The organism is Mycobacterium sp. IDUB_17 (assembly GCF_055419465.1).
Genome location: NZ_JBVAXS010000002.1, coordinates 819,444 through 844,682, shown reverse-complemented (window position 1 = coordinate 844,682; position 25,239 = coordinate 819,444). Strand labels below are relative to the sequence as shown.

Annotated in this window: 28 protein-coding genes; 12 read left to right on the top strand and 16 right to left on the bottom strand. The window is 67.2% G+C overall.

Annotated elements, in window-relative coordinates; translation table 11 throughout:
• The first annotated feature begins 32 nt into the window (after positions 1–32).
• Positions 33–1,127: an o-succinylbenzoate--CoA ligase gene (gene menE / locus ACZYZ7_RS11300; protein WP_450071951.1), complete on the top strand. Its 1,095-nt coding sequence runs from the start codon at positions 33–35 to the stop codon at positions 1,125–1,127.
• A gap of 67 nt (positions 1,128–1,194) precedes the next feature.
• Entirely contained in the window at positions 1,195–1,809 is a 615-nt protein-coding gene (locus tag ACZYZ7_RS11295) for a pyridoxamine 5'-phosphate oxidase family protein (protein ID WP_135458370.1), read from the top strand.
• Here ACZYZ7_RS11295 and ACZYZ7_RS11290 read toward each other — a convergent pair.
• The gene (locus tag ACZYZ7_RS11290) at positions 1,803–2,663 is read right to left on the bottom strand and encodes a GNAT family N-acetyltransferase (RefSeq protein WP_450071952.1); all 861 of its coding nucleotides are present in this window, start codon (positions 2,661–2,663) and stop codon (positions 1,803–1,805) included. The two genes, ACZYZ7_RS11295 and ACZYZ7_RS11290, sit on opposite strands and share 7 nt — an antisense overlap.
• Before the next feature lie 57 nt (positions 2,664–2,720).
• Complete coding sequence (locus ACZYZ7_RS11285) at positions 2,721–3,383, bottom strand: TetR/AcrR family transcriptional regulator (RefSeq protein WP_135458374.1); 663 nt, start codon at positions 3,381–3,383, stop codon at positions 2,721–2,723.
• A 188-nt stretch (positions 3,384–3,571) separates the two neighbouring features.
• Here ACZYZ7_RS11285 and ACZYZ7_RS11280 point away from each other — a divergent pair, with 188 nt between their 5' ends.
• Genes ACZYZ7_RS11280 through ACZYZ7_RS11265 form a run of 4 tightly spaced genes read left to right on the top strand, consistent with a single transcriptional unit; the run spans position 3,572 to position 7,707 of the window.
• Positions 3,572–3,997 carry an MmpS family transport accessory protein gene (locus ACZYZ7_RS11280; protein WP_135458376.1) on the top strand — a complete coding sequence of 142 codons (426 nt, stop codon included), beginning with the start codon at positions 3,572–3,574 and terminating at the stop codon, positions 3,995–3,997.
• A complete protein-coding gene (locus tag ACZYZ7_RS11275) occupies positions 3,994–6,897 on the top strand; it encodes an MMPL/RND family transporter (RefSeq protein WP_450071953.1) in 2,904 nt (967 codons plus the stop codon). Before ACZYZ7_RS11280 ends, ACZYZ7_RS11275 begins: the two co-directional genes overlap by 4 nt.
• Complete coding sequence (locus ACZYZ7_RS11270; RefSeq protein WP_450071954.1) at positions 6,897–7,226, top strand: DUF732 domain-containing protein; 330 nt, start codon at positions 6,897–6,899, stop codon at positions 7,224–7,226. Before ACZYZ7_RS11275 ends, ACZYZ7_RS11270 begins: the two co-directional genes overlap by 1 nt.
• Before the next feature lie 16 nt (positions 7,227–7,242).
• Positions 7,243–7,707, top strand: a complete 465-nt coding sequence (locus ACZYZ7_RS11265; protein WP_450071955.1) for a DUF5078 domain-containing protein — start codon at positions 7,243–7,245, stop codon at positions 7,705–7,707.
• On the opposite strand, the gene ACZYZ7_RS11260 is transcribed toward ACZYZ7_RS11265, so the two are convergent.
• Positions 7,668–8,192 carry a YkgB family protein gene (locus tag ACZYZ7_RS11260; protein ID WP_450071956.1) on the bottom strand — a complete coding sequence of 175 codons (525 nt, stop codon included), beginning with the start codon at positions 8,190–8,192 and terminating at the stop codon, positions 7,668–7,670. The genes ACZYZ7_RS11265 and ACZYZ7_RS11260 overlap by 40 nt on opposite strands.
• Positions 8,193–8,294: 102 nt before the next feature.
• Between ACZYZ7_RS11260 and ACZYZ7_RS11255 the strand changes: the two genes are divergently transcribed.
• A complete protein-coding gene (locus ACZYZ7_RS11255; protein ID WP_450071957.1) occupies positions 8,295–9,650 on the top strand; it encodes a hypothetical protein in 1,356 nt (451 codons plus the stop codon).
• On the opposite strand, the gene ACZYZ7_RS11250 is transcribed toward ACZYZ7_RS11255, so the two are convergent.
• The 5 genes from ACZYZ7_RS11250 to ACZYZ7_RS11230 are packed head-to-tail and all read right to left on the bottom strand — an operon-like array spanning position 9,576 to position 13,128.
• Positions 9,576–10,043, bottom strand: a complete 468-nt coding sequence (locus ACZYZ7_RS11250) for a hypothetical protein (protein WP_450071958.1) — start codon at positions 10,041–10,043, stop codon at positions 9,576–9,578. The genes ACZYZ7_RS11255 and ACZYZ7_RS11250 overlap by 75 nt on opposite strands.
• Positions 10,040–11,140 (bottom strand): molybdopterin-dependent oxidoreductase, encoded by a 1,101-nt coding sequence (locus ACZYZ7_RS11245; RefSeq protein WP_463740915.1) that lies wholly within the window; start codon positions 11,138–11,140, stop codon positions 10,040–10,042. The genes ACZYZ7_RS11250 and ACZYZ7_RS11245 overlap by 4 nt, the downstream gene beginning before the upstream one ends.
• Positions 11,137–11,766 carry a methyltransferase domain-containing protein gene (locus ACZYZ7_RS11240; RefSeq protein ID WP_463740914.1) on the bottom strand — a complete coding sequence of 210 codons (630 nt, stop codon included), beginning with the start codon at positions 11,764–11,766 and terminating at the stop codon, positions 11,137–11,139. The genes ACZYZ7_RS11245 and ACZYZ7_RS11240 overlap by 4 nt, the downstream gene beginning before the upstream one ends.
• A gap of 1 nt (position 11,767) precedes the next feature.
• The gene (locus ACZYZ7_RS11235) at positions 11,768–12,424 is read right to left on the bottom strand and encodes a TIGR04282 family arsenosugar biosynthesis glycosyltransferase (protein WP_450071961.1); all 657 of its coding nucleotides are present in this window, start codon (positions 12,422–12,424) and stop codon (positions 11,768–11,770) included.
• The gene (locus tag ACZYZ7_RS11230; protein ID WP_463740913.1) at positions 12,421–13,128 is read right to left on the bottom strand and encodes a glycosyltransferase family 2 protein; all 708 of its coding nucleotides are present in this window, start codon (positions 13,126–13,128) and stop codon (positions 12,421–12,423) included. Before ACZYZ7_RS11230 ends, ACZYZ7_RS11235 begins: the two co-directional genes overlap by 4 nt.
• Before the next feature lie 54 nt (positions 13,129–13,182).
• Here ACZYZ7_RS11230 and ACZYZ7_RS11225 point away from each other — a divergent pair, with 54 nt between their 5' ends.
• Positions 13,183–13,884 carry a response regulator transcription factor gene (locus tag ACZYZ7_RS11225; RefSeq protein WP_463740912.1) on the top strand — a complete coding sequence of 234 codons (702 nt, stop codon included), beginning with the start codon at positions 13,183–13,185 and terminating at the stop codon, positions 13,882–13,884.
• Entirely contained in the window at positions 13,884–14,912 is a 1,029-nt protein-coding gene (locus tag ACZYZ7_RS11220; protein WP_450071964.1) for a sensor histidine kinase, read from the top strand. The genes ACZYZ7_RS11225 and ACZYZ7_RS11220 overlap by 1 nt, the downstream gene beginning before the upstream one ends.
• Before the next feature lie 3 nt (positions 14,913–14,915).
• On the opposite strand, the gene ACZYZ7_RS11215 is transcribed toward ACZYZ7_RS11220, so the two are convergent.
• From ACZYZ7_RS11215 to ACZYZ7_RS11200, 4 genes are read right to left on the bottom strand one after another with little or no spacing between them, the layout of a single operon-like run.
• Positions 14,916–16,043, bottom strand: a complete 1,128-nt coding sequence (locus ACZYZ7_RS11215) for an NAD(P)H-dependent flavin oxidoreductase (RefSeq protein WP_463740911.1) — start codon at positions 16,041–16,043, stop codon at positions 14,916–14,918.
• Between the two features lie 50 nt (positions 16,044–16,093).
• A complete protein-coding gene (locus ACZYZ7_RS11210; protein ID WP_463740910.1) occupies positions 16,094–17,125 on the bottom strand; it encodes an NAD-dependent epimerase/dehydratase family protein in 1,032 nt (343 codons plus the stop codon).
• Entirely contained in the window at positions 17,122–17,907 is a 786-nt protein-coding gene (locus tag ACZYZ7_RS11205) for an S-methyl-5'-thioadenosine phosphorylase (protein WP_463740909.1), read from the bottom strand. The genes ACZYZ7_RS11210 and ACZYZ7_RS11205 overlap by 4 nt, the downstream gene beginning before the upstream one ends.
• A 6-nt stretch (positions 17,908–17,913) precedes the next feature.
• The gene (locus ACZYZ7_RS11200; RefSeq protein ID WP_135458405.1) at positions 17,914–18,198 is read right to left on the bottom strand and encodes a hypothetical protein; all 285 of its coding nucleotides are present in this window, start codon (positions 18,196–18,198) and stop codon (positions 17,914–17,916) included.
• A gap of 59 nt (positions 18,199–18,257) precedes the next feature.
• Here ACZYZ7_RS11200 and ACZYZ7_RS11195 point away from each other — a divergent pair, with 59 nt between their 5' ends.
• Together ACZYZ7_RS11195 and ACZYZ7_RS11190 are read left to right on the top strand one after the other, a co-directional pair.
• On the top strand, positions 18,258–19,130 hold the full coding sequence (locus ACZYZ7_RS11195; protein WP_450071968.1) for a 1,4-dihydroxy-2-naphthoate polyprenyltransferase: 873 nt from the start codon (positions 18,258–18,260) through the stop codon (positions 19,128–19,130).
• Between the two features lie 166 nt (positions 19,131–19,296).
• A complete protein-coding gene (locus ACZYZ7_RS11190; RefSeq protein WP_463740908.1) occupies positions 19,297–20,646 on the top strand; it encodes an MFS transporter in 1,350 nt (449 codons plus the stop codon).
• A gap of 51 nt (positions 20,647–20,697) precedes the next feature.
• Here ACZYZ7_RS11190 and ACZYZ7_RS11185 read toward each other — a convergent pair whose 3' ends face one another.
• A complete protein-coding gene (locus ACZYZ7_RS11185) occupies positions 20,698–20,979 on the bottom strand; it encodes a DUF4229 domain-containing protein (protein ID WP_450072079.1) in 282 nt (93 codons plus the stop codon).
• Positions 20,980–21,054: 75 nt separating this feature from the next.
• Between ACZYZ7_RS11185 and ACZYZ7_RS11180 the strand changes: the two genes are divergently transcribed.
• Complete coding sequence (locus ACZYZ7_RS11180) at positions 21,055–21,216, top strand: hypothetical protein (protein ID WP_167857985.1); 162 nt, start codon at positions 21,055–21,057, stop codon at positions 21,214–21,216.
• Between the two features lie 6 nt (positions 21,217–21,222).
• Here ACZYZ7_RS11180 and ACZYZ7_RS11175 read toward each other — a convergent pair whose 3' ends face one another.
• The 3 genes from ACZYZ7_RS11175 to ACZYZ7_RS11165 all read right to left on the bottom strand — a co-directional run bounded on the left by ACZYZ7_RS11175 (position 21,223) and on the right by ACZYZ7_RS11165 (position 25,192).
• On the bottom strand, positions 21,223–22,449 hold the full coding sequence (locus ACZYZ7_RS11175; RefSeq protein WP_450072080.1) for a MinD/ParA family ATP-binding protein: 1,227 nt from the start codon (positions 22,447–22,449) through the stop codon (positions 21,223–21,225).
• 251 nt (positions 22,450–22,700) lie between these two features.
• A complete protein-coding gene (gene ccsB, locus ACZYZ7_RS11170; RefSeq protein WP_135458413.1) occupies positions 22,701–23,669 on the bottom strand; it encodes a c-type cytochrome biogenesis protein CcsB in 969 nt (322 codons plus the stop codon).
• Positions 23,666–25,192 carry a cytochrome c biogenesis protein ResB gene (locus ACZYZ7_RS11165; RefSeq protein WP_450072081.1) on the bottom strand — a complete coding sequence of 509 codons (1,527 nt, stop codon included), beginning with the start codon at positions 25,190–25,192 and terminating at the stop codon, positions 23,666–23,668. The genes ccsB and ACZYZ7_RS11165 overlap by 4 nt, the downstream gene beginning before the upstream one ends.
• Positions 25,193–25,239 lie beyond the last annotated feature (47 nt).

Here is a 25,239-nt window from a genome sequence, read left to right as displayed (position 1 = left end):
GCTCCGTCACCGTCGGATCCGCGACGGACGAATTGCCGGCAGTCCTCGATGACGTCCTGACCGGGCGCGGGTCGGCGATCCTGCCCGTCCCTGCCGACGACGAACGTCAGAGTTCTTTGTTGACAACCACTTTGCGCGCCGGGGAAGAAATCGACGACGACGTCGCAGTGGTGATCTCGACCTCGGGCACCACGGGCGAGCCCAAAGGCGCGCTGCTGACCGCCGACGCGCTGCGGGCCAGCGCCGCGGCCACGCACGCCCGGCTGGGCGGTGACGGCCGGTGGCTGCTCGCCCTGCCCGCCTATCACATCGCGGGCCTGCAGGTCCTGGTGCGCAGTGCACTGGCCGGCACCACGCCCGTCACCATCTCCGCGTCCTTCGATCCGTCCGAATTGCCTTCTGCGGTGGCGGCTCTGGGCAATGGACGTCGTTACGCCTCACTGGTGGCGGTGCAGCTCGACAAGTCCTTGCGTGACCCGGCCGCCGCGGACGCGCTGGCCCAGCTCGACGCCGTTCTGATCGGCGGCGGGCCGATGCCGGCTGGGGTGGCCGAACGCGCGGAGTCGGCCGGGGTGAACGTGGTCCGCACCTACGGGATGAGCGAGACCGCGGGCGGATGTGTGTACGACGGCGTGGCACTCGACGGGGTGAAGGTGCGTATCGACAATTCCCGCATCCTGCTGGGCGGAGCCACCGTGGCCCGCGGCTATCGCAACCCGATCAGCCCCGACCCCTTCGCCGAGCCGGGGTGGTTCCGCACCGATGACCTTGGCACCGTGGATGATTCGGGCGTGTTGCGGGTTCTGGGCCGGGTCGATGAGGCGGTCAGCACCGGCGGGTTGACGGTGCTGCCGCAACTGGTCGAATCGGCACTCGCCGACCATCCGGCGATCGCCGACTGCGCGGTCTTCGGGGTCCCCGACGAGCGGCTCGGCCAGCGCGTGGTCGCCGCACTGGTACTGGCCCCGGGTTCATCGGTCCCCGATGTGGCCGAGTTGCGGGCCCATGTGGCCCAGACCCTTGATGCCACCGCGGCCCCGCGGGAGGTGCACATCGTCGACGAGTTGCCCCGTCGCGGCATCGGCAAGCTCGACCGGCGCACGCTGGCCGCCCGCTACGGCGGCTGAGCTCCGGGCGCCGGCCGGCGAATTCCTGGTCAGACAATTCAGTTGTCGGCTTGGGCATGATGGAGGCATGCGCCGAGAAGTGACCTCCGCGGATGAGCTGCGCGCCATCGTCGGGCAACCCACCGCAGCCGTCGCCAAGAAGGTGACGGACCGACTGTCGGAAGCACAGCAGGTCTGGCTCAAGCAGTCACCGCTGGGCTTCGTGGCGACCACCGATGCACACGGCCGCGTCGACGTCTCCCCCAAGGGCGACCCACCGGGCTTCGTCCAGATCATCGACGACACCACGATCGCGATCCCGGAGCGGCCCGGCAACCGGCGCGTCGACGGTTTCCTCAACGTGCTGCAGCGCCCGCACGTGGGCACGGTGTTCGTTATCCCCGGCCGCGGTGACACCCTGCGGATCAACGGCACCGCCCGGATCCTCTCCGACGCAGACTATTTCGAGGACATGGTGGTCGACGGCAAGCGGCCGATCCTCGCGCTGGAGATCGCCGTCGAAGAAGTGTTCTTCCACTGCCCCAAGGCATTCCTGCGCTCCGACACATGGAAACCCGAGACCTGGAATCCGACGTCGGTGCCCTCGGTGGCGCAGATGGCCAAGGCGTTCAAGCCCGACCAGAGCCAGGCCGAACTCGACGCGTATTACAGCGAGGACAACCTGCGCAAGATCCTTTACTGAACTTCCTCAGCCGGTTTCACCAGGACCGCCCGCGTGTAAAGCAGCTGGAAGCCCCGGCGCTGCACGTTGTGCTGGGACTTCGAGCCGGGCGCCGTTGTCACCACGGCGATCTCGCATCCGGCGTCGGCCGCCTCGGCCAGCCGAGCCGCCAGCAGCGCGGCCTGCACCCCGCGGCGCCGGTAGGCCGGCGCCGTCGCGGCCCCGGCCAGCTGAGCGACCCCACCGGCCAGCCGCATCATCCCGCCACCGGCGACCGCTCCGTCCAACAGCGCGATATACGCGGTGGCCCCGGCCTTTTCCATGTCCCGTTCGGCCCGCTCAAGGATGTCAGCGGGGAACTGCTCGTGACTGATGGGACCCTCACCATCGGGATGGGCGAAGCCCTCCACCACGACGTTCACCCATGCGGCGAGATCGTCGGCCCGGCGCACCTGCACGTCTGACGCCGGCGGGCGCTCGTCGTGAATCGGCCTGCCCAGCACGTTCTCGAACTCGACGAGGCGATAGCCGCGGCCGGACAACAACTCGGTGATCTCCGGGTCGGCCAAGTTGGACAGTTCCACCCGCGTGGAGCTGCCTCTGCCCGCGAACGCGCGCTCGATCTCACCCAGCACCGCTTCATCGGGCAACCCGTCGAAGCCGAGGCCGACCACCTTGTTCATCGGCGATTCCGCCTCGGCGAAACAGGCGTACCCGCCGGCGACGGGCAGGACCAGCCCATCGGCGCCACGGTGTCCGGCAGCGCGCGTCGCCGCCGCGATCAGGTCCGCCTCGGCCTTCTCGATGCGGCGGGCCAAATCGACACCGCAGAACAATTGGTCCGAGCCCTGGTCTGAGTCACCTTTGATAGCCACGTCGATATTGTGCCCGCACAGGCTTTTCCGAAACGTGGGTACCAACCCCGGCGTCGGTCAGCGGGGCGGCCCCGCGGGTTCCCACGTCTGCATCGCCGTATCGAGCTCATCGCTGTCGAGCGCCTTCACCGGAATCGGCGCCTGGTCGTCGTGGTAGCGCATGCCGTCCAAAAGAATGGCCACATACCGGCGCCACAGGTCGGCATCGACATGCCCGGCGTATTCACTCACGGTGCCGGCCAGCAGCCCGAAGAGCGGCATGTCCGTGGACGACACCTCCGGACGCAGATAGCCGTCGCTCTGCGCCCGCTCGACAAGTTTGGTCAACGCCGGGACGAGCCGCTCCTGGCAGGCCTTGACCCGGTCGCCCCCATAGCATTTGCTGAACGCGATCTCCCTCAACCCGCGGTCGGTGGCCGTGATCTTGCACATGCTCTCGACATACCACGAGAACCCCTGCCATGAATCTTCTTGCTGCAGTGCAATTTCAGCCAATGCGGTGAGTTGATCCATACCGTCCACGAAGATCGCCTCGAGCAGCTCCTCTTTGGTGGCGAACCGTCGATACACCGTTCCGACCCCGACATTGGCGTGATGTGCCACGTCGTTGAGCGTCGCCTCAAGACCTTTTTCGGCAAACAGCTCCCGCGCGGCATCGAGCACCCGCTGCCGGTTGCGCTCTGCGTCCCTACGCAGCACGCGACGTGTTTCCTCGGTCATATCTCTCAGCTTAAGTGATCGGGGTCATAAGTGGATTGATCCTATCCACTTGTTCGACTAACTTTACCCTTCGGACTGCGTAGGCCGCCTAACTGACAGGTCGTCGCGAACGCATCGAACGTCGGGAGGCCCACAATGACAGCCGTCAGCGCTCCGCCAGCCGCGGCCCGATCCCCAAGGCGGGCGCGATGACCAAGGCAATCCGACGGATATGGCTTCCGGTACTGATCGTCATCGCCATGGTGGCCGGCGTGCTGATCGTGATGAACGTCCGCAAGGTCTTCGGCGCACATCCGGTCATCATCACCGAAACCACGTCGGACAACGCCGAGGACTTCAACCCCAAGTTCGTGAAGTACGAGATCTTCGGCACGGGCGGCACTGCCGTCATCAACTACATGGACCTTGAAGGCAAACCCCAGCGCACCGGAACCGTGCCGCTGCCATGGACTTTGACACTGCAAACCACGTTGCCCTCGGTGCAGCCCAACATCATGGCGCAAGGCGACGGGCACAGCATCAGTTGCCGGGTCACCGTCGATGACGCGGTCAAAGAAGAGAGAACGGCTACTGGAGTGAACGCACAAACCTTCTGCTTTGTGAAGGCAGCATGAGCGCGCCGACCGACGACGCCCCGACCGACGCCATCGCAACGGGACGCCACGCGGCACCTCCGCGCCCGCGGCTCCCGCGATTCATCCGGGCGTTCGCCCTGCCGATCATCCTGGCGTGGATCGTGATCGTTGCACTGCTCAACACCGTCGTCCCTCAGCTCGAGGTCGTCGGAAAGATGCGCGCGGTGTCGATGAGTCCCAACGACGCGCCGTCGATGATCGCGATCAAAGAGGTCGGCAAGAAGTTCCAGGAGTACGACACCAGCAGCTCGGTGATGGTCGTGCTCGAAGGCGACCAGCCGCTGGGCCTCGAGGCGCACGTCTTCTACGACAAGATGGTGCGCGACCTGCGCGCGGATACCACCCACGTGCAGCATGTGCAGGACTTCTGGGGCGACACCCTGACCGCCAAGGGCGCGCAGAGCCGCGACGGCAAGGCCGCTTACGTGCAGGTCTACATCGCCGGTGACCAGGGCGAGACGCTGGCCAACGAGTCGGTCGAGGCGGTGCGGCGCATCGCCACCGACAGCCCCGCACCCGACGGTGTGAAGGCGTATGTCACCGGATCCGCGGCATCCAGCACCGATCAGAACATCGTCGGTGACGAGAGCATGGAGCTGATCGAGCTCGTCACCTTCGGTGTCATCGCGGTGATGCTGCTTGGCGTCTACCGGTCGATCATCACCACCCTGATCGTGCTGGTGATGGTCGTGCTCGAATTGTCCGGCGCCCGTGGCCTCGTCGCGTTACTGGGCTATCAGAACTTCTTCGGCCTCACGACGTTCGCGACCAACATGCTGGTGACCCTGGCCATCGCCGCGGCCACCGACTACGCGATCTTCCTGATCGGCCGATATCAGGAAGCACGAAGAGCCGGCGAGGACAAGGAAGCGGCCTACTACGACATGTTCCACGGCACGGCCCATGTCGTGCTCGCGTCGGGCCTGACCATCGCCGGTGCGACGTTCTGCCTGCACTTCACCCGCCTGCCGTACTTCCAGACCATGGGCATTCCGCTGGCGATCGGAATGACGATGGTGGTCGCCATGGCCCTGACCCTGGGGCCGGCCGTCATCTCGGTTGCCAGCCGATTCGGCAAGATCCTTGAGCCCAAGCGGTTTTCGAAGTCCCGCGGATGGCACCGGGTGGGCACCGCCACGGTTCGCTGGCCGGGCGCAATCCTGGTGTGCGCCATCGTCGCGGCGTTGATCGGCCTGCTCGCCCTGCCGGGCTACCACACCACCTACAACGACCGCATCTTCCTGCCCAAGGACGTCGGGACGAACGTCGGATACGACGCCGCGTTCCGGCACTTCTCGCAGGCCAAGATGAACCCGGACCTGATGATGATCGAGTCCGATCGCGATCTGCGTAACCCCGCCGATTTCCTGGTGATCGACAAGATCGCCAAGGCACTCAAGAGCGTGCACGGAATCGCCCAGGTGCAGACCATCACCCGTCCCGATGGCGATCCGATCAAGCACTCGACGATCCCGTACACGCTGGGCCAGAGCGGCACGACCCAGCTGATGAACAACGACTATGCGCAGGCCAATCTGCAGAATCTGCTCGACCAGGCCGACGATCTGCAGACCAGCATCGATGCGATGACCGAAATGATGTCCATCCAAACGGATCTGGCAGCGGTGTCGCAGCGCATGGCCGACAAGATGAAGACCACGTCCAGCGACATGAACGACGTGCGCGATCACCTGGCGGACTTCGACGACCAGTTCCGGCCGCTGCGCAACTACCTCTACTGGGAACCGCACTGCTTCGACATTCCGATGTGCTGGTCCATCCGGTCGATCTTCGACGCGCTCGACGGCATCAACACGATGTCGGATGACTTCCAGGACCTGGTTCCCGAGATGCAGCGCATGGCCGACCTGATGCCGAAGATGGTCGCCACCATGCCGCGGCAGATCCAGTCGATGAAGCATCAGAAAGAGCTGCTGCTGAACCAGTATCAGGTGCAGAAGGCCCAACAGGATCAGACGATGGCGATGCAGAACACCGCCACCGCCATGAGCGAAGCATTCGATACGGCCAAGAACGACGATTCGTTCTACCTGCCGCCGGAGGCATTCGAGACCGAGGACTTCCAGCGAGGCATCAAGCTGTTCATGTCGCCTGACGGACATGCGGTGCGGTTCACCATCATTCACCAGGGTGACCCACTGACTCCGGAAGGCACCGCACGCATCGCGCCGCTCAAGATCGCAGCGGCCGACGCGATCAAGGGAACCCCGCTCGAGGGATCCAAGATCTACCTCGGCGGCAGCTCGGCGACGTACAACGACATGCAGCAGGGCGCCGACTACGACCTGATCATCGTCGCCGCGGCGGCACTGATCCTGATCTTCATCATCATGTTGGTGCTCACCCGTGCGGTGGTGGCCTCCGCGGTGATCGTCGGCACGGTAGTGCTGAGTCTGGCCTCGGCCTTCGGTCTGTCGGTACTGCTCTGGCAACACATCGTGGGGATCCCGTTGCACTGGATGGTGATGCCGATGTCGGTCATCGTCCTGCTGGCCGTCGGCGCGGACTACAACCTGCTGCTCGTCTCACGAATAAAGGAAGAGATCCACGCCGGGCTGAAGACCGGGATCATCCGTGCCATGGTCGGCACCGGTGCCGTGGTCACCTCGGCAGGCCTGGTCTTCGCCTTCACCATGGCATCGATGGCGGTCAGCAGCCTCATCGTCATCGGTCAGGTCGGAACGACGATCGGCCTGGGCCTGCTGTTCGACACCCTGGTGGTCCGGTCGCTGATGACACCGTCCATCGCCACGCTGCTCGGGCGCTGGTTCTGGTGGCCGCAACACGTCCGCCAGCGTCCGTTACCGCAGCCCTGGCCGAAGCCCATCCAACGCGAGCCTGAGGAGGCCCTGGTCTGATGAAACGCATGTTGATCGCCCTGTCATTCTGTGCCGCAACCAGTGTCGCGCTGTCCGCACCGGCCTACGCCGATCCGGACACGGAGTTCGCCAACGAATTGCACACCTACGGCGTCTACGGGCAGAAGGACTACAACGCCTGGATCGGCAAGCTGGCGTGCAAGCGGTTGCACAACGGCGTCGACCACAATGCCCAGGACTCGGTCGGTTTCGTGAAGAAGCAACTGGCCAAGGACAGCACCGACGCTCAGTCGTGGCAGTTCCTGGGTACCGCCATCAACTACTACTGCCCCGATCAGCGCTTCGTCTACGAACAAGCCGCGCACTGAACGACTTTGGAGCAACATGTCGAACCGCAAGAGTGTCAGTAACCTGATCCGCACCGGCCTGGCCGCCTGTGCGGTCGCCGGCAGCCTGGCCGGGGCCGGCATCGCTAACGCCGACGCCACCGACGACTACCCGATCCCCAACCGGATCCTCAAGACGCCGTGCACGGCCGAGCAGATCATGGCCGCCGCCCGCGACGTCGAACCGGTGTACTACGAGCGCTACATGATCGACTACAACAACAAGCCGGTCGCCGATCAGCAGGGCGCCCAGGACCGGATCCACTGGTTCTTCTCGATGGACTACGCGGGCCGCCGCCAGTACTCCGAGAACACCGCCACCAACGCCTTCTTCGAGAACATGGCCTGGCGCTGGCCGAACTGGGCCAAGCTGTTCTTCAACAACAAGGGCGTCGCGGCCAACACCACCGACGTCTGCATGAATTACCCGCCCAACGACATGTCCGTCTGGGACTGGCACTGACGGACCCTATTCGGCTGTGCGCCCAGCGCCTCTCCCAGTGTCCAGAGCGCAACGCCGATGAGCACCAGGTCCTTCAACAGGAACTGACCGGGTTGTGCGCCGAGCACCGGGATCGGCCCGGCGTGGTTGACCACCACGCCGGGCGTCGTGAACAGGAAGCTCAGGGTGCCGAGGAACAAGACCACGGCCAGGGCGCTGCCGGCGGCGGAAAGCCGAGGCCACCACGGGCGCAGCGCAATCAGAACCGCGGCAACGATCTCCATGGTCCCCAGCGTCACCCCCACCGCTCCGGCGCTGAGGAAGTGATAGATCCACGACATCAAGGGGCTGTGCTCGATGAGGGCACGGGCCTCGAACTTCACGTACTTGCCGATGCCGATCCACGCCAGCACGATGACGAGCCCGTAGCGGCTCACACCTTGTCCGATGGCGGTGAGGCGCTCAGGCAACGCTGCACTCATCGTCTCGAATTGATCCGATCTCATGAGTTCCACGATGCGCCGGACGACGGCCGAATCCCATGGCTGCGCACCCGACGTCACCGAAACGTCAGACACGCCCCGGCGGCGCCCGCCTAGGCTTGGCGCATGCAGATCAGCCGCCGGGACGCTGTCGCGGTGGTCATCGGCCTGATCCTGGTGGTAGCGGCGTTCGTCGTGCCCCACCTGCACCTGGGTATCGTCACACCGCTGATCAACAGCACACCGGAGGAGATCCACAGCTTCACCGACACCGCACCGATTTTCGGCTGGTGGAATGCGCATGTCGGCTGGGGAACCATCCCGGCGATCGTCATCGGGCTGGCCGCGGTGTGGTGGGGTCCCGCACTCGCACAACGGATTCCATGGCGGGCCGTGCCTGTGACGGCGTGGGCGGTATCGTGCGCCTGGGCGTTCTCGCTGGCCATGATCGACGGTTGGCAGCGCGGCTTCGCCGGCCGCCTCACGGCGCGCCACGAGTACCTGCGCCAGGTTCCGACGATCACCGACATTCCTGAGGCGCTCCGCACGTTCTCCTCGAGAATTCTCGACTACCAGCCCGATTCATGGATCACCCACGTATCGGGGCACCCACCCGGCGCGCTCTTGAGCTTCGTCTGGCTGGACCGTATCGGATTGGGTGGCGGCGCGTGGGCCGGGCTGCTGTGCCTGCTCGCCGGGTCCAGCGCGGCCGCGGCGATCGTCATCGCGGCGCGTGCCCTCACCGACGAGGCCACCGCACGGCAGGTGGCGCCGTTCGTGGCGGTGGCACCGACGGCCATCTGGATCGCGGTCTCGGCCGACGGGTATTACGCGGGCGTGGCCGCATGGGGAATCACGGCGCTGGCCATTTCTGTGCACGGATCGGGCCGCCGTCAGATCCTGTGGGCCGGTGCGGCCGGCCTGCTGCTGGGCTGGGGGATCTTCCTCAACTACGGACTGGCCCTCATGGCGCTGCCGGCACTGGCCGTCCTCGCGACGGCCACCGACCGGCGGGCCGCCCTCCGTGTCATGGTGCCGGCCGCGGTGGCGGCGCTGGCGGTGGTCGCCGTGTTCGCGGCGGCAGGATTCTGGTGGTTCGACGGTTACACCCTGGTCCAACAACGCTATTGGCAAGGTATCGCCGCCGACCGTCCGTTCCAGTACTGGTCATGGGCCAACCTGGCCTCCGTGGTCTGTGCCATCGGCCTGGGCAGCGTCGCCGGGATCGGCCGGCTGTTCGATCTCGCGGCGATCCGGCGCCAGCCGGGGCTCCGCCTCGTGCTGATCGCCGCGCTCGTGGCGATCGTGTTCGCCGATCTCAGCATGCTCAGCAAGGCCGAAACCGAACGCATCTGGCTACCGTTCACGGTGTGGCTGACCGCGGCGGGCGCATTCCTACCGGCTCGGTCACAGCGCTGGTGGCTGGCGGTCAACGTCCTCGGTGCGCTGGCGCTGAACCACGTCATCCTCACCAACTGGTAGCCGCCGCAGCAGCAGCTGATACAGCAGCACGCTCAGCCACACCGCGGCCAGTGAAACCGCCAGTCCCAGTGGATAGTTGCGATCGAGCACCGTCATGTTGTCGGGCCGCATACCCGGCCGGCCGTACACCGGGACAGCCAGCAGAACCAGCACCACACTGCATAGTGCGGCCACCGCGATCGGCGAGCGGGAACCGGCCGGGATCAGCCGACGGCCCGCCCATCCCACCGCGGCGCACAACGGTGCGAAGACGAAATCATGCACCACCACCCCGACGACCACCCACACCAGGATCCGCACAACGATCACCGGCGGGTTCTCCGACAGCAGCAGCCCACCGTAGCCGGCCAGCCCGATTCCGATCACCGCGAGCAGCAGCCGCGTCGCCGTCATGTCATCACCTCGATCCTGGACAGCCACTTCGTCTGCAGCACACCGGGCCTGCTCGGAGCGATGAGCCGGCACGGATACCCGTGGTCCAGATCGAGAGGCGCACCATTGAGCCGCAACGCGATCAACGTGGCGCCGTCACGGGCATGCCGCGCGGGCAGCACCGTACGGGAGTACGGCCCCGGCGGTTCCAGCGAGACCATCCGCACATCGGAGTCCGGCGCACCGCCGACCGCGGCGATCAGATCGGCCAGTACCACCCCGGTCCACTCCGCATCGACACTCCAGCCTTCGACGCACGCGATCGGCAGTCGCCGAGTCGTCTGCGGTAGTGCCGACAACTCTGTCAGGCTGAACGCCCGCACGACCTCTCCCCTGGTCACCGTCAGCCGGTAGTCCGGTGCGGTCGCGCTGCGCAGCACACCGGCCGCGATCGCCGATCGGTTCACCGGAACTCCTTGCGGCCCTTGCCCGGAACGCGGCGCCAAGACGGAAACACGGCGCAGGAACGGCACCGTCTGCCCTGCGGTGACAACCGTCGCCAGCGCCACCGCCACCCAGGTGGCACGCAGCACGGTGCGCCGGGTGGGACCCACCGGTGCATTCGTAACCACGTCGCCGAGCGGTTCGCCCAGCACCCGGCGGATCACCGGCAGTTTCACCGCGAGGTGCACCAGCACAGCGCCGGCCGCCACATAGGCCATGGCGTAGTGCGCGGTGGTGAAGAAGAACCTGAATGCGTACCACTGTGCGATGTTCATCAGTCCGGTGGACAGTTGGAACAGCATCGCACCGACCAGCACCAGGATCGACAATCGCTCGAGCTGGCGGGTGAGCCCGCCGATCAGCGGACGCTCGAACAGCTTCGGCCAAACCGACCACAGCTTGACCACCAGCAGCGGGATCGCCCCGATACCCGAGATCACGTGCAACCCCTGGGTGAGCCGGTACAGCCAGACCGGCCGGGTCGGCCAGAAGAACCACGGCTGCGGATGCTGGATGAAATGGCTGATCAGCCCGGTGACCAAGCAAACCGCCACCGCGATACCCAGAGCCGTTCCGACCCGGACGGTCACCGCGGTCGACCGCAGGCCGCTCATATCGCTTCCAGTGCCGCGATCGCCCGGTCACCGACGGGGTACACCGCCGCCACACCGAGGCCGACATCCCCGGCAAGCCGGGCCGCGCAGTCCAAACCCACCGTCGCCCAACGGAACCACGGCCCGATGCTGCGCAGAGTCTCCAACCGCACCCACGCCGCGTCGACACCCGTTGCCACCGTGTCGAATTCGACCAGGCAGCGGCCACCGCTCCGAAGCAGCTCACCGGCCCGCTGCAGCACCCGCCACGGATCACCGCCCAGCCCGACGTTTCCGTCGGCCAACAACACGTTGTGCCAGCGACCGGTTCCCGGCAGCGGTTCAAACAGGTCGCGGCACAACACCGGTGCCCCACTGCCCCGCGCCAACTCGACGGCCGCGCGGGACAGGTCCACACCGAGCGCGGGCAACCCGCGCCGCACCAGACCGGCGACCAGGCGCCCCGGCCCACAACCGAGATCGAGCGTCGGACCCGAACACAGGTTCACAATCGTGCGATCGAAGCGGCCGTCGGCGCGCGCACCGCCCAGCCAGCTGTATACCGGCAGCTGACGTAGGCTGCCATCGGCGCGGCGGATCCAGCAGCTTTCCCCGTCGAGTGCCCGGTCGTAGAGCCGGCCGTGCATGTCAGAATCCTTCAGCCGCGCGGACGAATCGGCTGCCCGGCGCACACGCCCGGCGCACCTCGGCGATGTCGTCGACCGTGTCGAAGTCGGCCAGTTCGGCGGCCAGGGCCACCGTCGCCCCGGTGTCGCGCAGTGCGGCAAGGGTTTCCACACCGGTGTGCGACGTGGACATCTCGACGTCGGCCAGGCACCCGGCCGTGCGGCAGTCTCGGACACCCAGCACCCACCAGCCGCCGTCATGCGCCATCCCGAGCACTGCATCGGCGTCCGCCAACGCCCGCCCGCACTCGTCGAGCAACGCGGCGGTCACCTGCGGGGTGTCCATCCCGATCTGCAGCACGGGCAGCCCCGTCGCCGTGGCGGCGTCGGCGTGCGCATTGGCCAGTCGCTGGGCGAAGCCGGCGCCCCGCTGGGGCACGACGATGAAATCGTCCAAGCGGTCCCAGATTTCCCGGCCACAGCGGGCCCGCCCAAGGTCACCGGTCAGCGCCACCACTCGCGCCGAGACCGCCGCGGCGGCCACCGCGTCGAGGGTATCCAGCAGCGCCGCCGCCGCGATGTCGGCGGCCGCCTGGTCGCCGACCCCCGCGGCCAGCCGGGTCTTGGCCAACCCGGGCACCGGGGCCTTGGCAACCACGAGCACCGCAAGGGGTTTCACCTGATCACCCGCCAGAAGTCCAGCGCCGCAATGACACTGCCCCGCACCGATCCACTCACCTTGGATTGCCCGCCGGTGCGGGGTCCGTAGGCCACATCGCGCTCGACCACCCGCCAACCTTGCTGAGCGGCGCGGACCAGCAACTCCAGCGGGTAACCCGACCGGCGATCGGTCACCCCGAGCCCGATCAGCGCGTCCCGGCGGGCCACCCGCATCGGCGCGATGTCGTGCACCGGCAGCCGGTGCCGCCGACGGAGCCGCCAGCACACCGCGGCGGTACCCAACCGGGCATGCCAGGGCCAGCGCAGGCCGGGGACCGGACGGCGCCTACCAATGACCAGGTCGGCACCGCGGTCGAGTTCGGCGACAAGCGCCGGGAGCTCCCCCGCATCGAGCGACCCGTCCGCGTCCAGCACCGCCACGATCGGCGTCGCGGCCGCGACCACACCCGCGTGCACGGCCGAGCCGTACCCGGGACGAGACTCGACCACCACTGTCGCTCCGAGCGCCCGGGCCACCTCGGCCGTGCGGTCGGCGCTGTTGTTGTCGACCACCAGCGGCCGGTACCCCTGGGGTATAGCGGCCAGCACGCCGGGCAGCGAGTGCTCCTCGTCCAGGCAGGGCAGCACCACCGTCACGTGGCCGGCAGGGTCATGTGATCCGACGCTAGGCCGCTCACGGCTCGCTGACCAGGGCCCAACCATGACGAAACTGTGACATAGCCGCAGGTCGCGGCGCCGCGGCAGTAACCTCGAAGGGTGACCCGGGTACTGATTGCCGACGACGACACCGTGGTGCGCGATGTCGTACGGCGCTACCTGGAACGCGACGGCCTGGACGTCTCGATCGCGCACGACGGCACCGAAGCGCTGCGGTTACTCGACTCCGAGCAGATCGACGTCGCGGTTCTGGACGTGATGATGCCCGGCTCCGACGGGCTGTCGTTGTGCCGTGTCCTACGGCGCGACGGCGACTACAGCATGCCGGTGATCCTGCTGACCGCCCTGGGCGAAGAGGACGACCGCATCGCGGGCCTGGAGGCCGGCGCGGACGACTACCTGACCAAACCGTTCAGCCCTCGTGAACTGGCGTTACGGGTGCGGTCGGTGCTGCGACGCAGCAGCGGCCTCACCACGCCCGTGCCCGCGGAACTCGCTCTCGACGATCTGCACGTCTCGACCGCGGCACGCTCCGTGACGCTGGCCGGGCATCCAGTCAGCCTGACCAACCGCGAGTTCGATCTGCTGGTGTTCTTCCTGACCAACAACGACGTCGTGTTCTCCCGCGAGGATCTGCTGAAGCGGGTCTGGCACTGGGACTTCGGCGACCTGTCCACCGTGACGGTGCACATCAAGCGGCTGCGGTCAAAACTCGGTGATCAGCACCGGATCCAGACCGTATGGGGACGGGGCTACCTGTGGAGTGGCGATGAGCGCTTGCGCGAAGATGAGAGGGCGTAGTGCAGAATCTCGCTGAGATCATCGGCTGGGCGCTGGCTTGCTCGCTGCCGGTGGTGGTGGCCGGGGCGATCATCATCCGGTTCGCCCGGTCCTGGTCGCTCGCGCTGAGCATGGTGGTGCTGGTGCTGATCCCGACGCTGGCCACGTTCACCGGAGTGCTGGGCGCCAGTGGGTTCATGATCACCGAGACCTTCGAGCAGACCGCTGTCGTGCTGGTGATCGTGTCGGTGGTGACCATCCCCGCAGCCGTCATGCTGGCCCGCTACCAGGCCCGGCGCACGGTGTGGGAGCAGGAGATCCGCGATTCCGAGCGGGCGGCCGAGCATTCCCGCCGCCAGCTGGTGGCGTTCGTCAGCCACGACCTGCGCACCCCGCTGGCCGGTATCCGCGCGGTGTCCGAGGCCATCGCCGACGGTGTGGTCACCGACGACGAGGTCAGGACGCAGGCCAAACATATTGAGCAGGAATCAATCCGGTTGTCGGAGATGGTCGATGACCTGTTCGAGATGTCGAAGATCAACGCCGGTTCGGTGCAGCCCGTACGCGAACAGGTGGCCCTCGACGAAGTGGTGGCCGATGTGATCGCCGCCCACCGGATACCGGCCGACCGGGCGGGCGTGCGGCTGACCGCGGAACTTCCCCCGCAACCGGTGCAGGTGCTGGGCAGCGACCGTTCCCTGGTCCGCGTGCTGTCGAACCTGGTGGCCAATGCCATCGCCCACACACCGGACGGCGGCAGCGTGACGCTGTCCCTCGGTTCCGATGCCGACGGCGCATGGGCCCACGTCGATGACACCGGCGTCGGCATCGATGAGGCCGACCTACCCCGGGTGTTCGACGTGGCCTACCGGGGCTCCAACGGCCGTGTGCCACGCGTGGATTCGTCGCTGCCGAGCGGGTCCGGACTGGGGTTGACCATCGCGGCAGGCCTGGTGCAGGCGCACGGTGGCACGTTGTCCGCCCGCAACCTGGACACCGGGGCGCGCTTCGAGGTGCGACTGCCACTGGCGGCCGGTTCTGCCGATTAGGCGTCAGTCCGGCAGCGAGTTGCTCAGCCGCTCGGTGGCGGCCACGTAGTCCTCGATGAACTCGCGCACGATCTCGCGCGCCGGTTTCACCTTGTTCATCAGCCCGACGCCCTGCCCCACGAAATACGTCGCCAATGCCTGCGCGCCCGGATGCCCTTGCGCGGCAAGCACATCCACCCGGCGGATGACGGGCTCGGCCAGCATGTTCTGCAACGGCAGTGGAAGCGTCTGGTGGCCACTGGGATTCGGCTGCCAGGCATCGGTCCATTCCGATTTCAACTGGCGGGCGGGCTTGCCGGTCCGCCCGGTCGAGCGCACGGTGTCTCGCGACGTCGCGGCGAGCATCTTCTGCACCGTGTGCGGGGCCGTCTCGGCCTCTTCGGTGGTCAGCCAGACCGAACCGGTCCAGGCACCGGCCGCCCCCATCGCCACGGCGGCCGCCATCTGCCGTCCGGTGACGATGCCACCGGCGGCAAGCACCGGAATGTCGCTGCCGGCCTGCTCCAGCGTCTCGAGGACTTCGGGAACGAGCACCAGCGTCGACACCTCACCGCAGTGCCCGCCGGCCTCGGTGCCCTGCGCGACGATCAGGTCCACCCCGGCCTGCACCTGCTTGAGGGCATGCTCGCGGGCACCCACCAGGGCAGCGACCGGGACTCCGCGCTCGCGGCCGGCCTCGATCATGTAATCCGGCGGCACCCCGAGCGCGTTGGCGATGAGCTTGATCGGATGGCTCATCGCCACGTCCAGCAGCTCGTGGCCGGTGTCGCCGGACAGCGAGGACCCGCCCAGGCGCTGCTCGGACTCGGGCTCGATGCCGTGATCGGCCAGCAGTTTCGCGACGAACTCCCGGTACTCGCCGGGGATCCGGTCGGTGAGTTGGCTGCGGGACAAGTTCTCGCCCTTGCCCTCGAACTTCGCCGGGACAATGATGTCGGCGCCGTAGGGCTTGCCGCCCACCTGCTGGTCGATCCAGGTGAGCTCGCGGTCCAGCTGGTCGGGTGTGTACGCCGTCGCGCCGAGGACACCGAAGCCGCCGGCATTGGTCACCGCGGCCACCACGTCGCGGCAATGACTGAAGGCGAAGAGGGGAAAGTCGATCCCGAACTGCTCACAGATGGCGGGTTTCACCCCGTCAGTATTGGCACGCGGACTTGACGGGTGTCAAGAGTGGCCCGTGGTCAAGTGCGCAGCGGTGCGAACGCGAACTCGGCCAACCCGTCGCGCGGGTCGATCGCCGCCTCGAAACCCAGCACCCGTGCGGCGTGCGCGGGCGAGGCCACGATGTGGCGGACGTCGCCGCTGCGGTACTGGCCGGTGACGACGGGCCGCTCCGCACCGCGGGCCTCGGACAGCCGGGCGGCCACCTCCATGATCGAGACGGGCCGCCCCGAGCACACGTTGAACGCATTGAAGCCGTCGAGCCCGGCACCGACCGCGGCCACATTGGCGGCCGCCACATCGTCGACGTGAACGAAGTCGCGCATCTGACCGCCGTCCTCGAAAACCCTTGGCTGCTTTCCGGATTCGAGTTGTGAGCGGAAGATCGCCGCGACCCCGGAGTACGGGGTGTCGCGCGGCATGTTCGGGCCGTAGACGTTGTGATAGCGCAGCGCGATCACACTCCCCGCGCCGGTCTCCGCCCAGGCCAACGCGTAGTGCTCCTGTGCGGCCTTGCTGGCGGCGTAGAGACTGCGGGGGCGCAGCGACGCGTCCTCGCCGACGAGCCGCCACTGCAACTGCTCCCCGCCGACCGGGCAGCGGTGCTCGAACACCCCGGCGTCCAGGTCGGCGCGGGTGCGCGGCGCCGGGTCGACGACGCCGTGCTCGGGACAGTCGTAACCGCCCTGCCCGTACACCACCATCGACGAGGCCAGCACGAGACGCGTGCAGCCCGCGGCGAACATCTCGGCGAGCAGCACCGCCGTCCCGAAGTCGTTGTGGCCGGCGTAAGACGGCGCGTCGGCCGCGTCGACCCCGGCTCCCACCACCGCGGCCTGGTGACACACCACATCGACCCCGGCGAGCAGTGGCTTGAGCGCATCGCGGTCGCGGACGTCGGCCACCCGACACCGCGGCGGGGGTTCGGCGCCCGGACCGTGCGCGGCCGCCAGCAGGGTGTCGACGGCGATGACCTCATGCCCGGCGGCCTCCAACGCGGCCCAGGTGCGGGTGCCGATGAACCCCGCCGCGCCGGTGAGCAAAATCCTCACGGCAGCTCGAATGGCAACTTCACGCCGTCGTGGGCCAGGCAGTGCGTGCAGGTCTGCTGAGCGTCGACCGCCGCTACCGCTTCCAGCGCCTCGTGCACGAGCTTCTTGAACGGCACCAGATTGCGCTCGAACTCGGCGAAGACGTCCACCGTCGTGACCCCGGCACCCGCCTCGATCCCGGCATCCAGATCGGTCACCAAAGCGATTGCCGCATAACACATCTCAAGCTCACGCGCCAGCACAGCCTCGGGGTAGCCCGTCATGTTGACCAGGGTGAAACCCTGATCGGCGAACCACCGGCTCTCGGCCCTGGTGGAGAACCGCGGCCCCTGGATCACCACCATGGTGCCGCCGTCGACCACCCCGGGCAGCCCGGCCGCGGCGGACCGCAAGGCCGGGCAGTACGGATCGGCGAAACCGACGTGGACGCCGCCGGAATCGAAGTACGTGTCGGCGCGGGCACGCGTGCGGTCCACCAGCTGATCGGGCACCACGATCGAACCCGGACCCAACTGCGTCGTCAGACTGCCCACCGCACACGGACCGAAGATCCGTCGCACCCCCAACGTGCGAAGCGCCCACATATTGGCCCGGTACGGGACCGTGTGCGGCGAGAACTCGTGGTTGACCCCGTGCCGAGGCAGAAAGGCCACCTCGTGCCCGCCCACCGCGCCCACCGTGATGGGCGCGCTCGGCGGACCGTAGGGGGTGTCCACAGTGACGGAGCGGGCCTCGGGCCCGAAGAACGAATAGAACCCACTACCGCCGATGACGCCGAGCATGCAGTGCTATTCGGCCTCGTCGGGGGCCTTGACGTCCGCCGGGCCCTCGTCAACGTCCGGGCCGACGCCTGCGTCGAGGTCGTCGTCGAAGTCGTCGAAATCCTCATTCGCCTTGCGGGCGCCGTCGGCGATCTCGAAGACATCGGTGGCCAGGCCACCGATGGCGGTCGCGACGTCCTTGACGGCCGTGGTGATGATCGAGGTGACCTGCCCGACCGTGGAGGCCACTGCCTCGACGGATTCCTGCAGCACGTCCTTGCCGATCTCGGTCTTGCTGAGCTGCTCCTTCATGAGGCTCAGTGTAGGAGTCCGCGCGGGATGGCACCGGGTCAGCTCATACGATGACGGTCGTGGCCAGTTTCTCGCAATGGATCGAGGGCGCCCGCCCCCGCACGCTGCCCAACGCCGTCGCCCCGGTGCTCGCCGGTACCGGCGCCGCCGCCTGGATGGGCTCCGCCGTGTGGTGGAAAGCGTTGCTGGCGCTGGCCGTATCACTCGCGTTGATCATCGGCGTGAACTACGCCAACGATTACTCCGACGGCATCCGCGGTACCGACGACGTGCGGTCCGGCCCGCTGCGTCTGGTGGGGTCCAAGCTGGCCTCGCCCCGGGCCGTCCTGACCGCGGCGGTGGTGAGCCTGGCGATCGGCGCGGTGGCCGGATTGGTACTCGCCGCGGTCAGTGCACCGTGGCTGATCGTGGTCGGCGCGGTCTGCATCGCCGGCGCCTGGCTGTACACCGGCGGCAAGAAGCCCTACGGCTACCTCGGCCTGGGCGAGGTAGCCGTGTTCATCTTCTTCGGCCTGGTCGCGGTACTCGGCACGCAGTACACCCAGGCCCTGCGCATCGACTGGGTCGGGCTGGTCGCCGCGGTGGCCATGGGCTCGCTGTCGTCGGCCGTGCTGGTCGCCAACAACCTGCGCGACATCCCCACCGACAGCGAGTCCGGCAAGATCACCCTCGCAGTGCGACTCGGCGACGCCCGCACCCGGCTGCTGTATCAACTGCTGGTGGGCGTGGCCCTGGTGCTGCCCCTGGTGCTGATCCTGGCCACCCCGTGGTGTGCGGTGGGCCTGCTGGCGCTGGCGCCGGCGGTGCGGGCGCTGCGGCCGGTGCGCGACGGCAGTACGGGGGCCCAGCTGATCCCGGTGCTGCGCGATACCGGGCTGACCATGCTGGTGTGGTCGGTCGCGGTCTCTGCGGCCCTGTTCCTGGCGGCCTAACGAGGCGCTCTCTTCCCCGATTTCTACGTGAGGGTCGTTGCGCGTCGACATCCACGACCCTGACGTAGAACTCGGCGAACCCCGGCGTCTGCAAACCGCGCGTGGCACAGCCGCGGTGCACTAACGTGGCCGTCGGCCTGCAACGCCAACCACCTGGGGGATGTGCATGACCACTTCGACCGAGGCGCACCAGCCCGCACCGTCGGGCCGCGCCGAAACCCGTCGGGCCATCTGGAACACCATCAGAGGATCGTCGGGCAACCTCGTCGAGTGGTACGACGTCTACGTCTACACGGTGTTCGCCACATACTTCGAAGCGCAATTCTTCGACAAGGCCGACAAGAACGCCACCGTCTACGTCTACGCGATCTTCGCGATCACGTTCCTCACCCGCCCGATCGGCTCGTGGTTCTTCGGCCGCTTCGCCGACCGCCGCGGCCGCCGCTCCGCACTGACCGTCAGCGTCTCGCTGATGGCGCTGTGCTCACTGGTCATCGCGTTCGTACCCTCACGCGAAACCATCGGTGTCGCAGCGCCCATCGTCCTCATCCTGTGCCGGCTGGTGCAGGGCTTCGCGACCGGCGGCGAGTACGGCACCTCGGCGACCTACATGTCCGAGGCCGCCACGCGGGAACGACGCGGCTTCTTCTCCTCGTTCCAGTACGTGACGCTGGTCGGCGGTCACGTACTGGCACAATTCACCCTGCTGATCATCCTGACCACGTTCACCACCGACCAGGTGCACGAATTCGGTTGGCGCATCGGCTTTGCCGTCGGTGGCGTGGCTGCGATCGTGGTGTTCTGGCTGCGCCGGACCATGGACGAATCACTGTCCGAGGAACAACTCGAAGCAATCAAGGCCGGGGAGGACACGAACTCCGGCTCATTGCGCGAACTGCTCACCCGCTACTCCAGGCCCCTGGTGCTGTGCTTCCTGATCACGATGGGTGGCACCCTGGCGTTCTACGCCTACAGCGTCAACGCCCCGGCGATCGTCAAGACGACGTACAAAGACCAGGCGATGACGGCCACCTGGATCAACCTGATCGGGTTGATCTTCCTGATGGCCATCCAACCCATCGGTGGGATGATCAGCGACAAGGTGGGCCGCAAGCCGCTGCTGGTGTGGTTCGGTATCGGCGGGGTGATCTACACCTACGTCCTGTTCACCTATCTGCCCCAGACACATTCACCGATTCTGTCGTTCCTCCTGGTCGCCGTCAGCTACGTGATCCTGACCGGGTACACCTCGATCAACGCCCTGGTGAAATCCGAGCTCTTCCCCTCACATGTGCGCGCGCTCGGGGTGGGAGTTGGCTATGCCCTGGCCAATTCGATGTTCGGCGGGACCGCGCCGGTGATCTACCAGGCGCTCAAGGACCGCGACCTCGTGCCGTGGTTCATCGCCTACGTCACGGTGTGCATCACCATGTCACTCGCGGTGTACGTGCTTTTCCTCAAGAACAAGGCCGAAACCTACCTGGACCAGGAGAAGGGCTCGGCCTTCATCCGGTAGCTCAGGCGAAACGAAAGTTGCTGCGCCGGAAAGGCGCCGCGCGCCGGCGCCTCAGCCCTCGTCCGGCGGCTCATCGCCGCGCAACCGGGCCTGCAGCTGCTCGCGATCCTTGCGGCGCCGCTCGTCGACCATCGCGATAGAGGCCGTCGCCCGCTCACGCAGCGGGCGGAAGAGCCATATTCCCACGGGCAGCGCGATCACGATGGCGAACAACAGCGCCACCACGACCGGGAAATCCGCCACGACCAGACTCCCCACCCCGTAGATCGCTCCAGTCAATACAGCGACCAGCACCAGCCGGGCGATGAGGTAAACCACGACGTCGGTGACCATGCGGGAGGTCGAACCACTTCCTGACACCCTCCGAGCCTACCGACGGCGCGTATATTCGGATCAAGGAGGTTTCGAGTGGCGTATCTACTCCTGTTCATTGTCGCAGCAAGCCTGGTGTACATCGGCTGGCGGCTCGCGCGGGTTTCCGGCAGTCAACCCAAGACGCGGGTGATCGGCCCTGATGACGACCCAGAGTTCCTGCGTCGGCTCGGGCACGGCGACAATCCGCGCAGCTAGCCTGCGTCAGGCGCGCGAGTCCGTCGATCGGCGCGCCCCCACGAAGTCGGATGCCACCACCGCTGCCAGCTCGATCAGCGCCTCCCGGGTGCCGGGCTTGAGACGATCCAGGCTGATCTCGGCGCCCTCCTCCAGATGCGGATCGAACGGCACCAGCCGCACCGCACGGCAGCGCCGCGAGAAGTGGTCCACCACCTTGGACAGGTCGACCTTGCCCGAGCGCGGCCGCACCGCGTTGATCACCGCGATGGAATTGCGCACCAGATCCTGATGTCCGTGGGCGTCGAGCCAGTCCAGCGTCGCCGACGCGCTCCGCGCCCCGTCCACCGAACCGGAGCTGATCACGACCAGCACGTCGGCCTTGGACAGCACTGCCGACATCGCCGAGTGCATCAAACCCGTCCCACAGTCGGTGAGCACGAGGCTGTAGAACCGCTCCAGCACCTCCAGCGCGCGCAGATAGTCATCCGAGCTGAACGCCTCCGACACCGCCGGGTCACTCTCCGAAGCCAGCACCTCCAGGCGGCTCGGCCCCTGTGACGTGTAGGCCCGAACGTCGCTGTAGCGCTCGATGCCTTCGGCGTCGCGCAGCAGATGCCGCACTGTCGCAGCCGTCTCCAGCGGCACCTTCTGGCTCAGCGTGCCCCGGTCCGGATTGGCATCCACCGCTACCACCCGATCGCCGCGAATCGAGGCGAACGTGGCACCCAGTGTCGCGGTGATCGTGGTCTTGCCCACGCCGCCCTTCAAGGACATCAACGCGATCCGGTAACAACCCTGCAGCGGCTCACTGACCTCGGCCACCAGGTTGTTGCGGTGCGTGATCTTGGGGCTCTCGCCGACGTTGACCTGCTTGAACGACGCGACGTAGAGGGCCTTGCGCCAGCCCGAGGTGGGCGGGTTCTTGCGTTGGCCGAGCAGCGCGGCGGTGGACAGATCCCGGTACGGGGTGGCGAAGTCGGGCCCAGCGGCGGGCCGCTCATGGTGCCCGGGGGCAGGCGGCGCAACCAACCCGGCAGCGGGCCGCTCAAATGTCCCCGCGACGGGCCCCGAGAAGCTTGCGGGCACCGGCGGTGCGGTGATCACCGGAAGGCCGTGCGGCGGCGTCGGGGCGGTCCACTCCGCGGGCAGCGGGGTGGAGACTCCCGGCTCGGCGGGATTGCTGAACCGCTTCTGACTGCGGAACCCGGGCACCGGGGCGAACACCGACGGGACGGGCGGCAGTTCGGCCACGGGCGGGGATGCCGGGGAAACGGCGGGCGGTGGGTCAGCGGCGGGTGGGGCGGCCTCATGGACCACGGTCGGCTGGTCGGCTGGGGCGTCCGTTGACGGTTCGCTGTTGTCCTGCGGGGCAGGCTCCTGCGTTTCGGACGGCTCAGACACTGGTTCGGACACGAAATCCCCTCTTTTCCAAACACTCCCGACCGGACCGCAGCCGCGCCACAGCCTCAGGGCGCACGGTCATCTCACCAATCTGGCGGTGTCTAGCCAACCCCCGCGTACGAATGCAGGCCAACGGTCACCAGGTTGATGAAGAACAGGTTGAACACCATCGCGACGAAGCCCACGACGTTGATCCAGGCCGCCTTGCGGTCCCGCCAACCCGCGGTCGAACGCGCATGCAGGTACGCCGCGTACACCACCCACGCGATGAACGACACCGTCTCCTTGGGGTCCCAGCCCCAGTACCGGCCCCAGGCCTCCTCGGCCCAGATGGCGCCGAAGATCACGCCGAAGCCGAAGATCGGGAACGCGAAGATCGTGGTGCGGTAGGCAATCCGGTCCAGGGTCTGCGCGTCGGGTACGCGCTGCATGATCCGCCCGAACGCATTGTCGCGGTCGGCCAGCGGCGACATCTTGAGCAGGAACAGGATGCTGGCCACACCGGCCACCAGGAACACCCCGGAGCCGAGACTGACCACCGACACGTGGATGGGCAGCCAGTAGGACTGCAGCGCGGGCATCACAGGCGCGGCGTTGGAGTACAGCCAGCGCCCGGACACCGTCAACAGGATCAGCACCGGAACCAGCACGAACACCCACAGCGCGCGGTACTGCGGCTTGCGCAACACGACCGCGCCCGCGATCAGGCCGCAGAAGCTGGTCAGGTTGATGAACTCGTACATGTTGCCCCAGGGCACCCGCGAGGTGGCCAGGCCGCGCAACACGATGCAGATGAACAGCATGCCGATGCCGACGTAGGTCAGCGCCAGGCCGGTCTGGCCGACCCGCTCGTCGAATGGGCGCCGGGGTTCCTCGGCGACGACGCCGGGGGTGACGCTGTCGGCGCCGACGGTGGCGCCGACCAGCTCACGATTTTCGACCCGACGGCCGCGGCTGTAGGCGAGTTCGACGGCGAGCAGGATCAGCGCGCCGACCAGAACCACCACCGACGACGTGAACGCCCAGTCGGAGTACCTGGCCAGTCCGATGTCGATGTGCTCGGTATTCACTGCTCCGCCTTCTCTTCTACCGCCGGCACGTCGTCGTACCCCTCCAACAGCCGCGCGGTCAGCTTCTCGAACTCATCGCCCCAACCGGAATTGTCGGTACGGGCCAGCCCGCCCAGCTCGACGTTCACCGTACCCGCAGTAGCGGGCTGGATCCGAACCCAGATCCGGCGCCGGCGCACCACCAACGACACCAGCAACCCGGCCATCATCGACATCGCGAACACCAGCACCCAGACCTGGGCCGGGTCGTGCGAGACCTGCAGGTTGACGAACGGGACCGCGCCGTCGAACCGGACCTTGGTGCCGTCATCGAGCCGGGTGTCCTGGCCTTTCACCAGGTTGACCCGGGCCACCTTGTTCAGCTGCTTGCGCTCGATCAACCGGGGATCGAGCGAGAACAACGATTGCGGCCGGCCGGTGTCCAGGCCGGTGTCACCCCGGTAGATGTCGATGGCCACCGCCGGGTCGTTCAGCGCCGGGAAACTCGATGACAACAGCGTGCCCTCAAGTTCCTTCGTGGGCGCGAACAGGCCCTGGATCGCGATCTGGTGCTTGCGACGCTCGTCGGGATCCGGATAGGTACCCGCCGGCGGATCGATGCGCACGACCCCGGAGGACAGCAACGTCATCTGTTCCTCGGGCCGCCACTGGATGGTCTGGCTGCGTTGCTGACCGTCGGGGAAGGTCACCGTGAACGACGGCGCGTACCCGTGCCCCTGCAGGTAGATCCGGTTTCCACCGATCCGCAGCGGGTGGTTCACCTCGAGGCGGTAGGGCTGCCAGGTGTCGCTGACCAGGTGGTCTCCGGCCTGATAGTCGATGTTGGCGGCGAACGACAACGCCTGCCCGGTGGGCAGATAGTGCGCGTCGAAGCCGTTGACCCGCAGGCAGATCGGATCGAGGGAGGTGCCGTCGACGGTGTTGCCGGCCCGGAAGGAGTCGAAGGCGGCCGGTGAGGCGGTGCAGAACCCGGGGCCGCCGTCGGCGATGACAATGACGTTGCCCTCGTAGCCGAACAGCTTGCCCATCGCCACCGCGGCCAGCAGCCCGAGCAGTGAGAAGTGGAAGACGATGTTGCCGAACTCGCGCAGGTAGCCCTTCTCCGCCGAAATTTCGGTGCCGGCGTCGGTCTCACGGGTGACGGTGCGCCAGCCCTTGAGCCGTCGGGTCACGGTGTCGGTGACCTCGGCCGGCTCGGCGTTGACGTGCTCGATGTGGTGTTTGGGCAGCCGGCCCAGGTTGCGCGGCGCGGGCACCGGCATCGCGCGCAGACTGCGGAAATGCTCGATCATCCGGGGGGTCAGGCAACCCACCAGGGAGATGAACAGCAACACGTAGATGGCGGTGAACCAGAAGCTGGAGAACACATCGAAGGCCTGCAACCGGTCGAGCCACGGTCCCAGCGTGGGATGGGCGGCCAGGTACTCGTCGACCTTGGATTCGTTGAGGCTGCGCTGCGGTAGCAGCGCGCCGGGGATCGCGCCGAGCGCCAGCAGGAACAGCAGCACCAGCGCGGTGCCCATCGACGTCAGGGTCCGCCACGTGTTCCGAATCAACGCGAACAATCGGG

What these genes read in the sequence shown, in the direction of transcription:
- ACZYZ7_RS11245 (WP_463740915.1), bottom strand. Translation starts at nt 11,140, where the DNA reads ATGAGCGGCCTGCGGTCGACCGCGGTGACCGTCCGGGTCGGAACGGCT.
- ACZYZ7_RS11240 (WP_463740914.1), bottom strand. Translation starts at nt 11,766, where the DNA reads ATGCACGGCCGGCTCTACGACCGGGCACTCGACGGGGAAAGCTGCTGG.
- ACZYZ7_RS11260 (WP_450071956.1), bottom strand. Translation starts at nt 8,192, where the DNA reads ATGAGATCGGATCAATTCGAGACGATGAGTGCAGCGTTGCCTGAGCGC.
- ACZYZ7_RS11270 (WP_450071954.1), top strand. Translation starts at nt 6,897, where the DNA reads ATGAAACGCATGTTGATCGCCCTGTCATTCTGTGCCGCAACCAGTGTC.
- ACZYZ7_RS11250 (WP_450071958.1), bottom strand. Translation starts at nt 10,043, where the DNA reads ATGACGGCGACGCGGCTGCTGCTCGCGGTGATCGGAATCGGGCTGGCC.
- ACZYZ7_RS11275 (WP_450071953.1), top strand. Translation starts at nt 3,994, where the DNA reads ATGAGCGCGCCGACCGACGACGCCCCGACCGACGCCATCGCAACGGGA.
- ACZYZ7_RS11230 (WP_463740913.1), bottom strand. Translation starts at nt 13,128, where the DNA reads ATGGTTGGGCCCTGGTCAGCGAGCCGTGAGCGGCCTAGCGTCGGATCA.
- ACZYZ7_RS11265 (WP_450071955.1), top strand. Translation starts at nt 7,243, where the DNA reads ATGTCGAACCGCAAGAGTGTCAGTAACCTGATCCGCACCGGCCTGGCC.
- ACZYZ7_RS11205 (WP_463740909.1), bottom strand. Translation starts at nt 17,907, where the DNA reads ATGCTCGGCGTCATCGGCGGTAGTGGGTTCTATTCGTTCTTCGGGCCC.
- ACZYZ7_RS11185 (WP_450072079.1), bottom strand. Translation starts at nt 20,979, where the DNA reads ATGGTCACCGACGTCGTGGTTTACCTCATCGCCCGGCTGGTGCTGGTC.
- ACZYZ7_RS11280 (WP_135458376.1), top strand. Translation starts at nt 3,572, where the DNA reads ATGACCAAGGCAATCCGACGGATATGGCTTCCGGTACTGATCGTCATC.
- ACZYZ7_RS11165 (WP_450072081.1), bottom strand. Translation starts at nt 25,192, where the DNA reads ATGGGCACCGCGCTGGTGCTGCTGTTCCTGCTGGCGCTCGGCGCGATC.
- ACZYZ7_RS11295 (WP_135458370.1), top strand. Translation starts at nt 1,195, where the DNA reads ATGCGCCGAGAAGTGACCTCCGCGGATGAGCTGCGCGCCATCGTCGGG.
- ACZYZ7_RS11200 (WP_135458405.1), bottom strand. Translation starts at nt 18,198, where the DNA reads ATGAAGGAGCAGCTCAGCAAGACCGAGATCGGCAAGGACGTGCTGCAG.
- ACZYZ7_RS11285 (WP_135458374.1), bottom strand. Translation starts at nt 3,383, where the DNA reads ATGACCGAGGAAACACGTCGCGTGCTGCGTAGGGACGCAGAGCGCAAC.
- ACZYZ7_RS11255 (WP_450071957.1), top strand. Translation starts at nt 8,295, where the DNA reads ATGCAGATCAGCCGCCGGGACGCTGTCGCGGTGGTCATCGGCCTGATC.
- ACZYZ7_RS11190 (WP_463740908.1), top strand. Translation starts at nt 19,297, where the DNA reads ATGACCACTTCGACCGAGGCGCACCAGCCCGCACCGTCGGGCCGCGCC.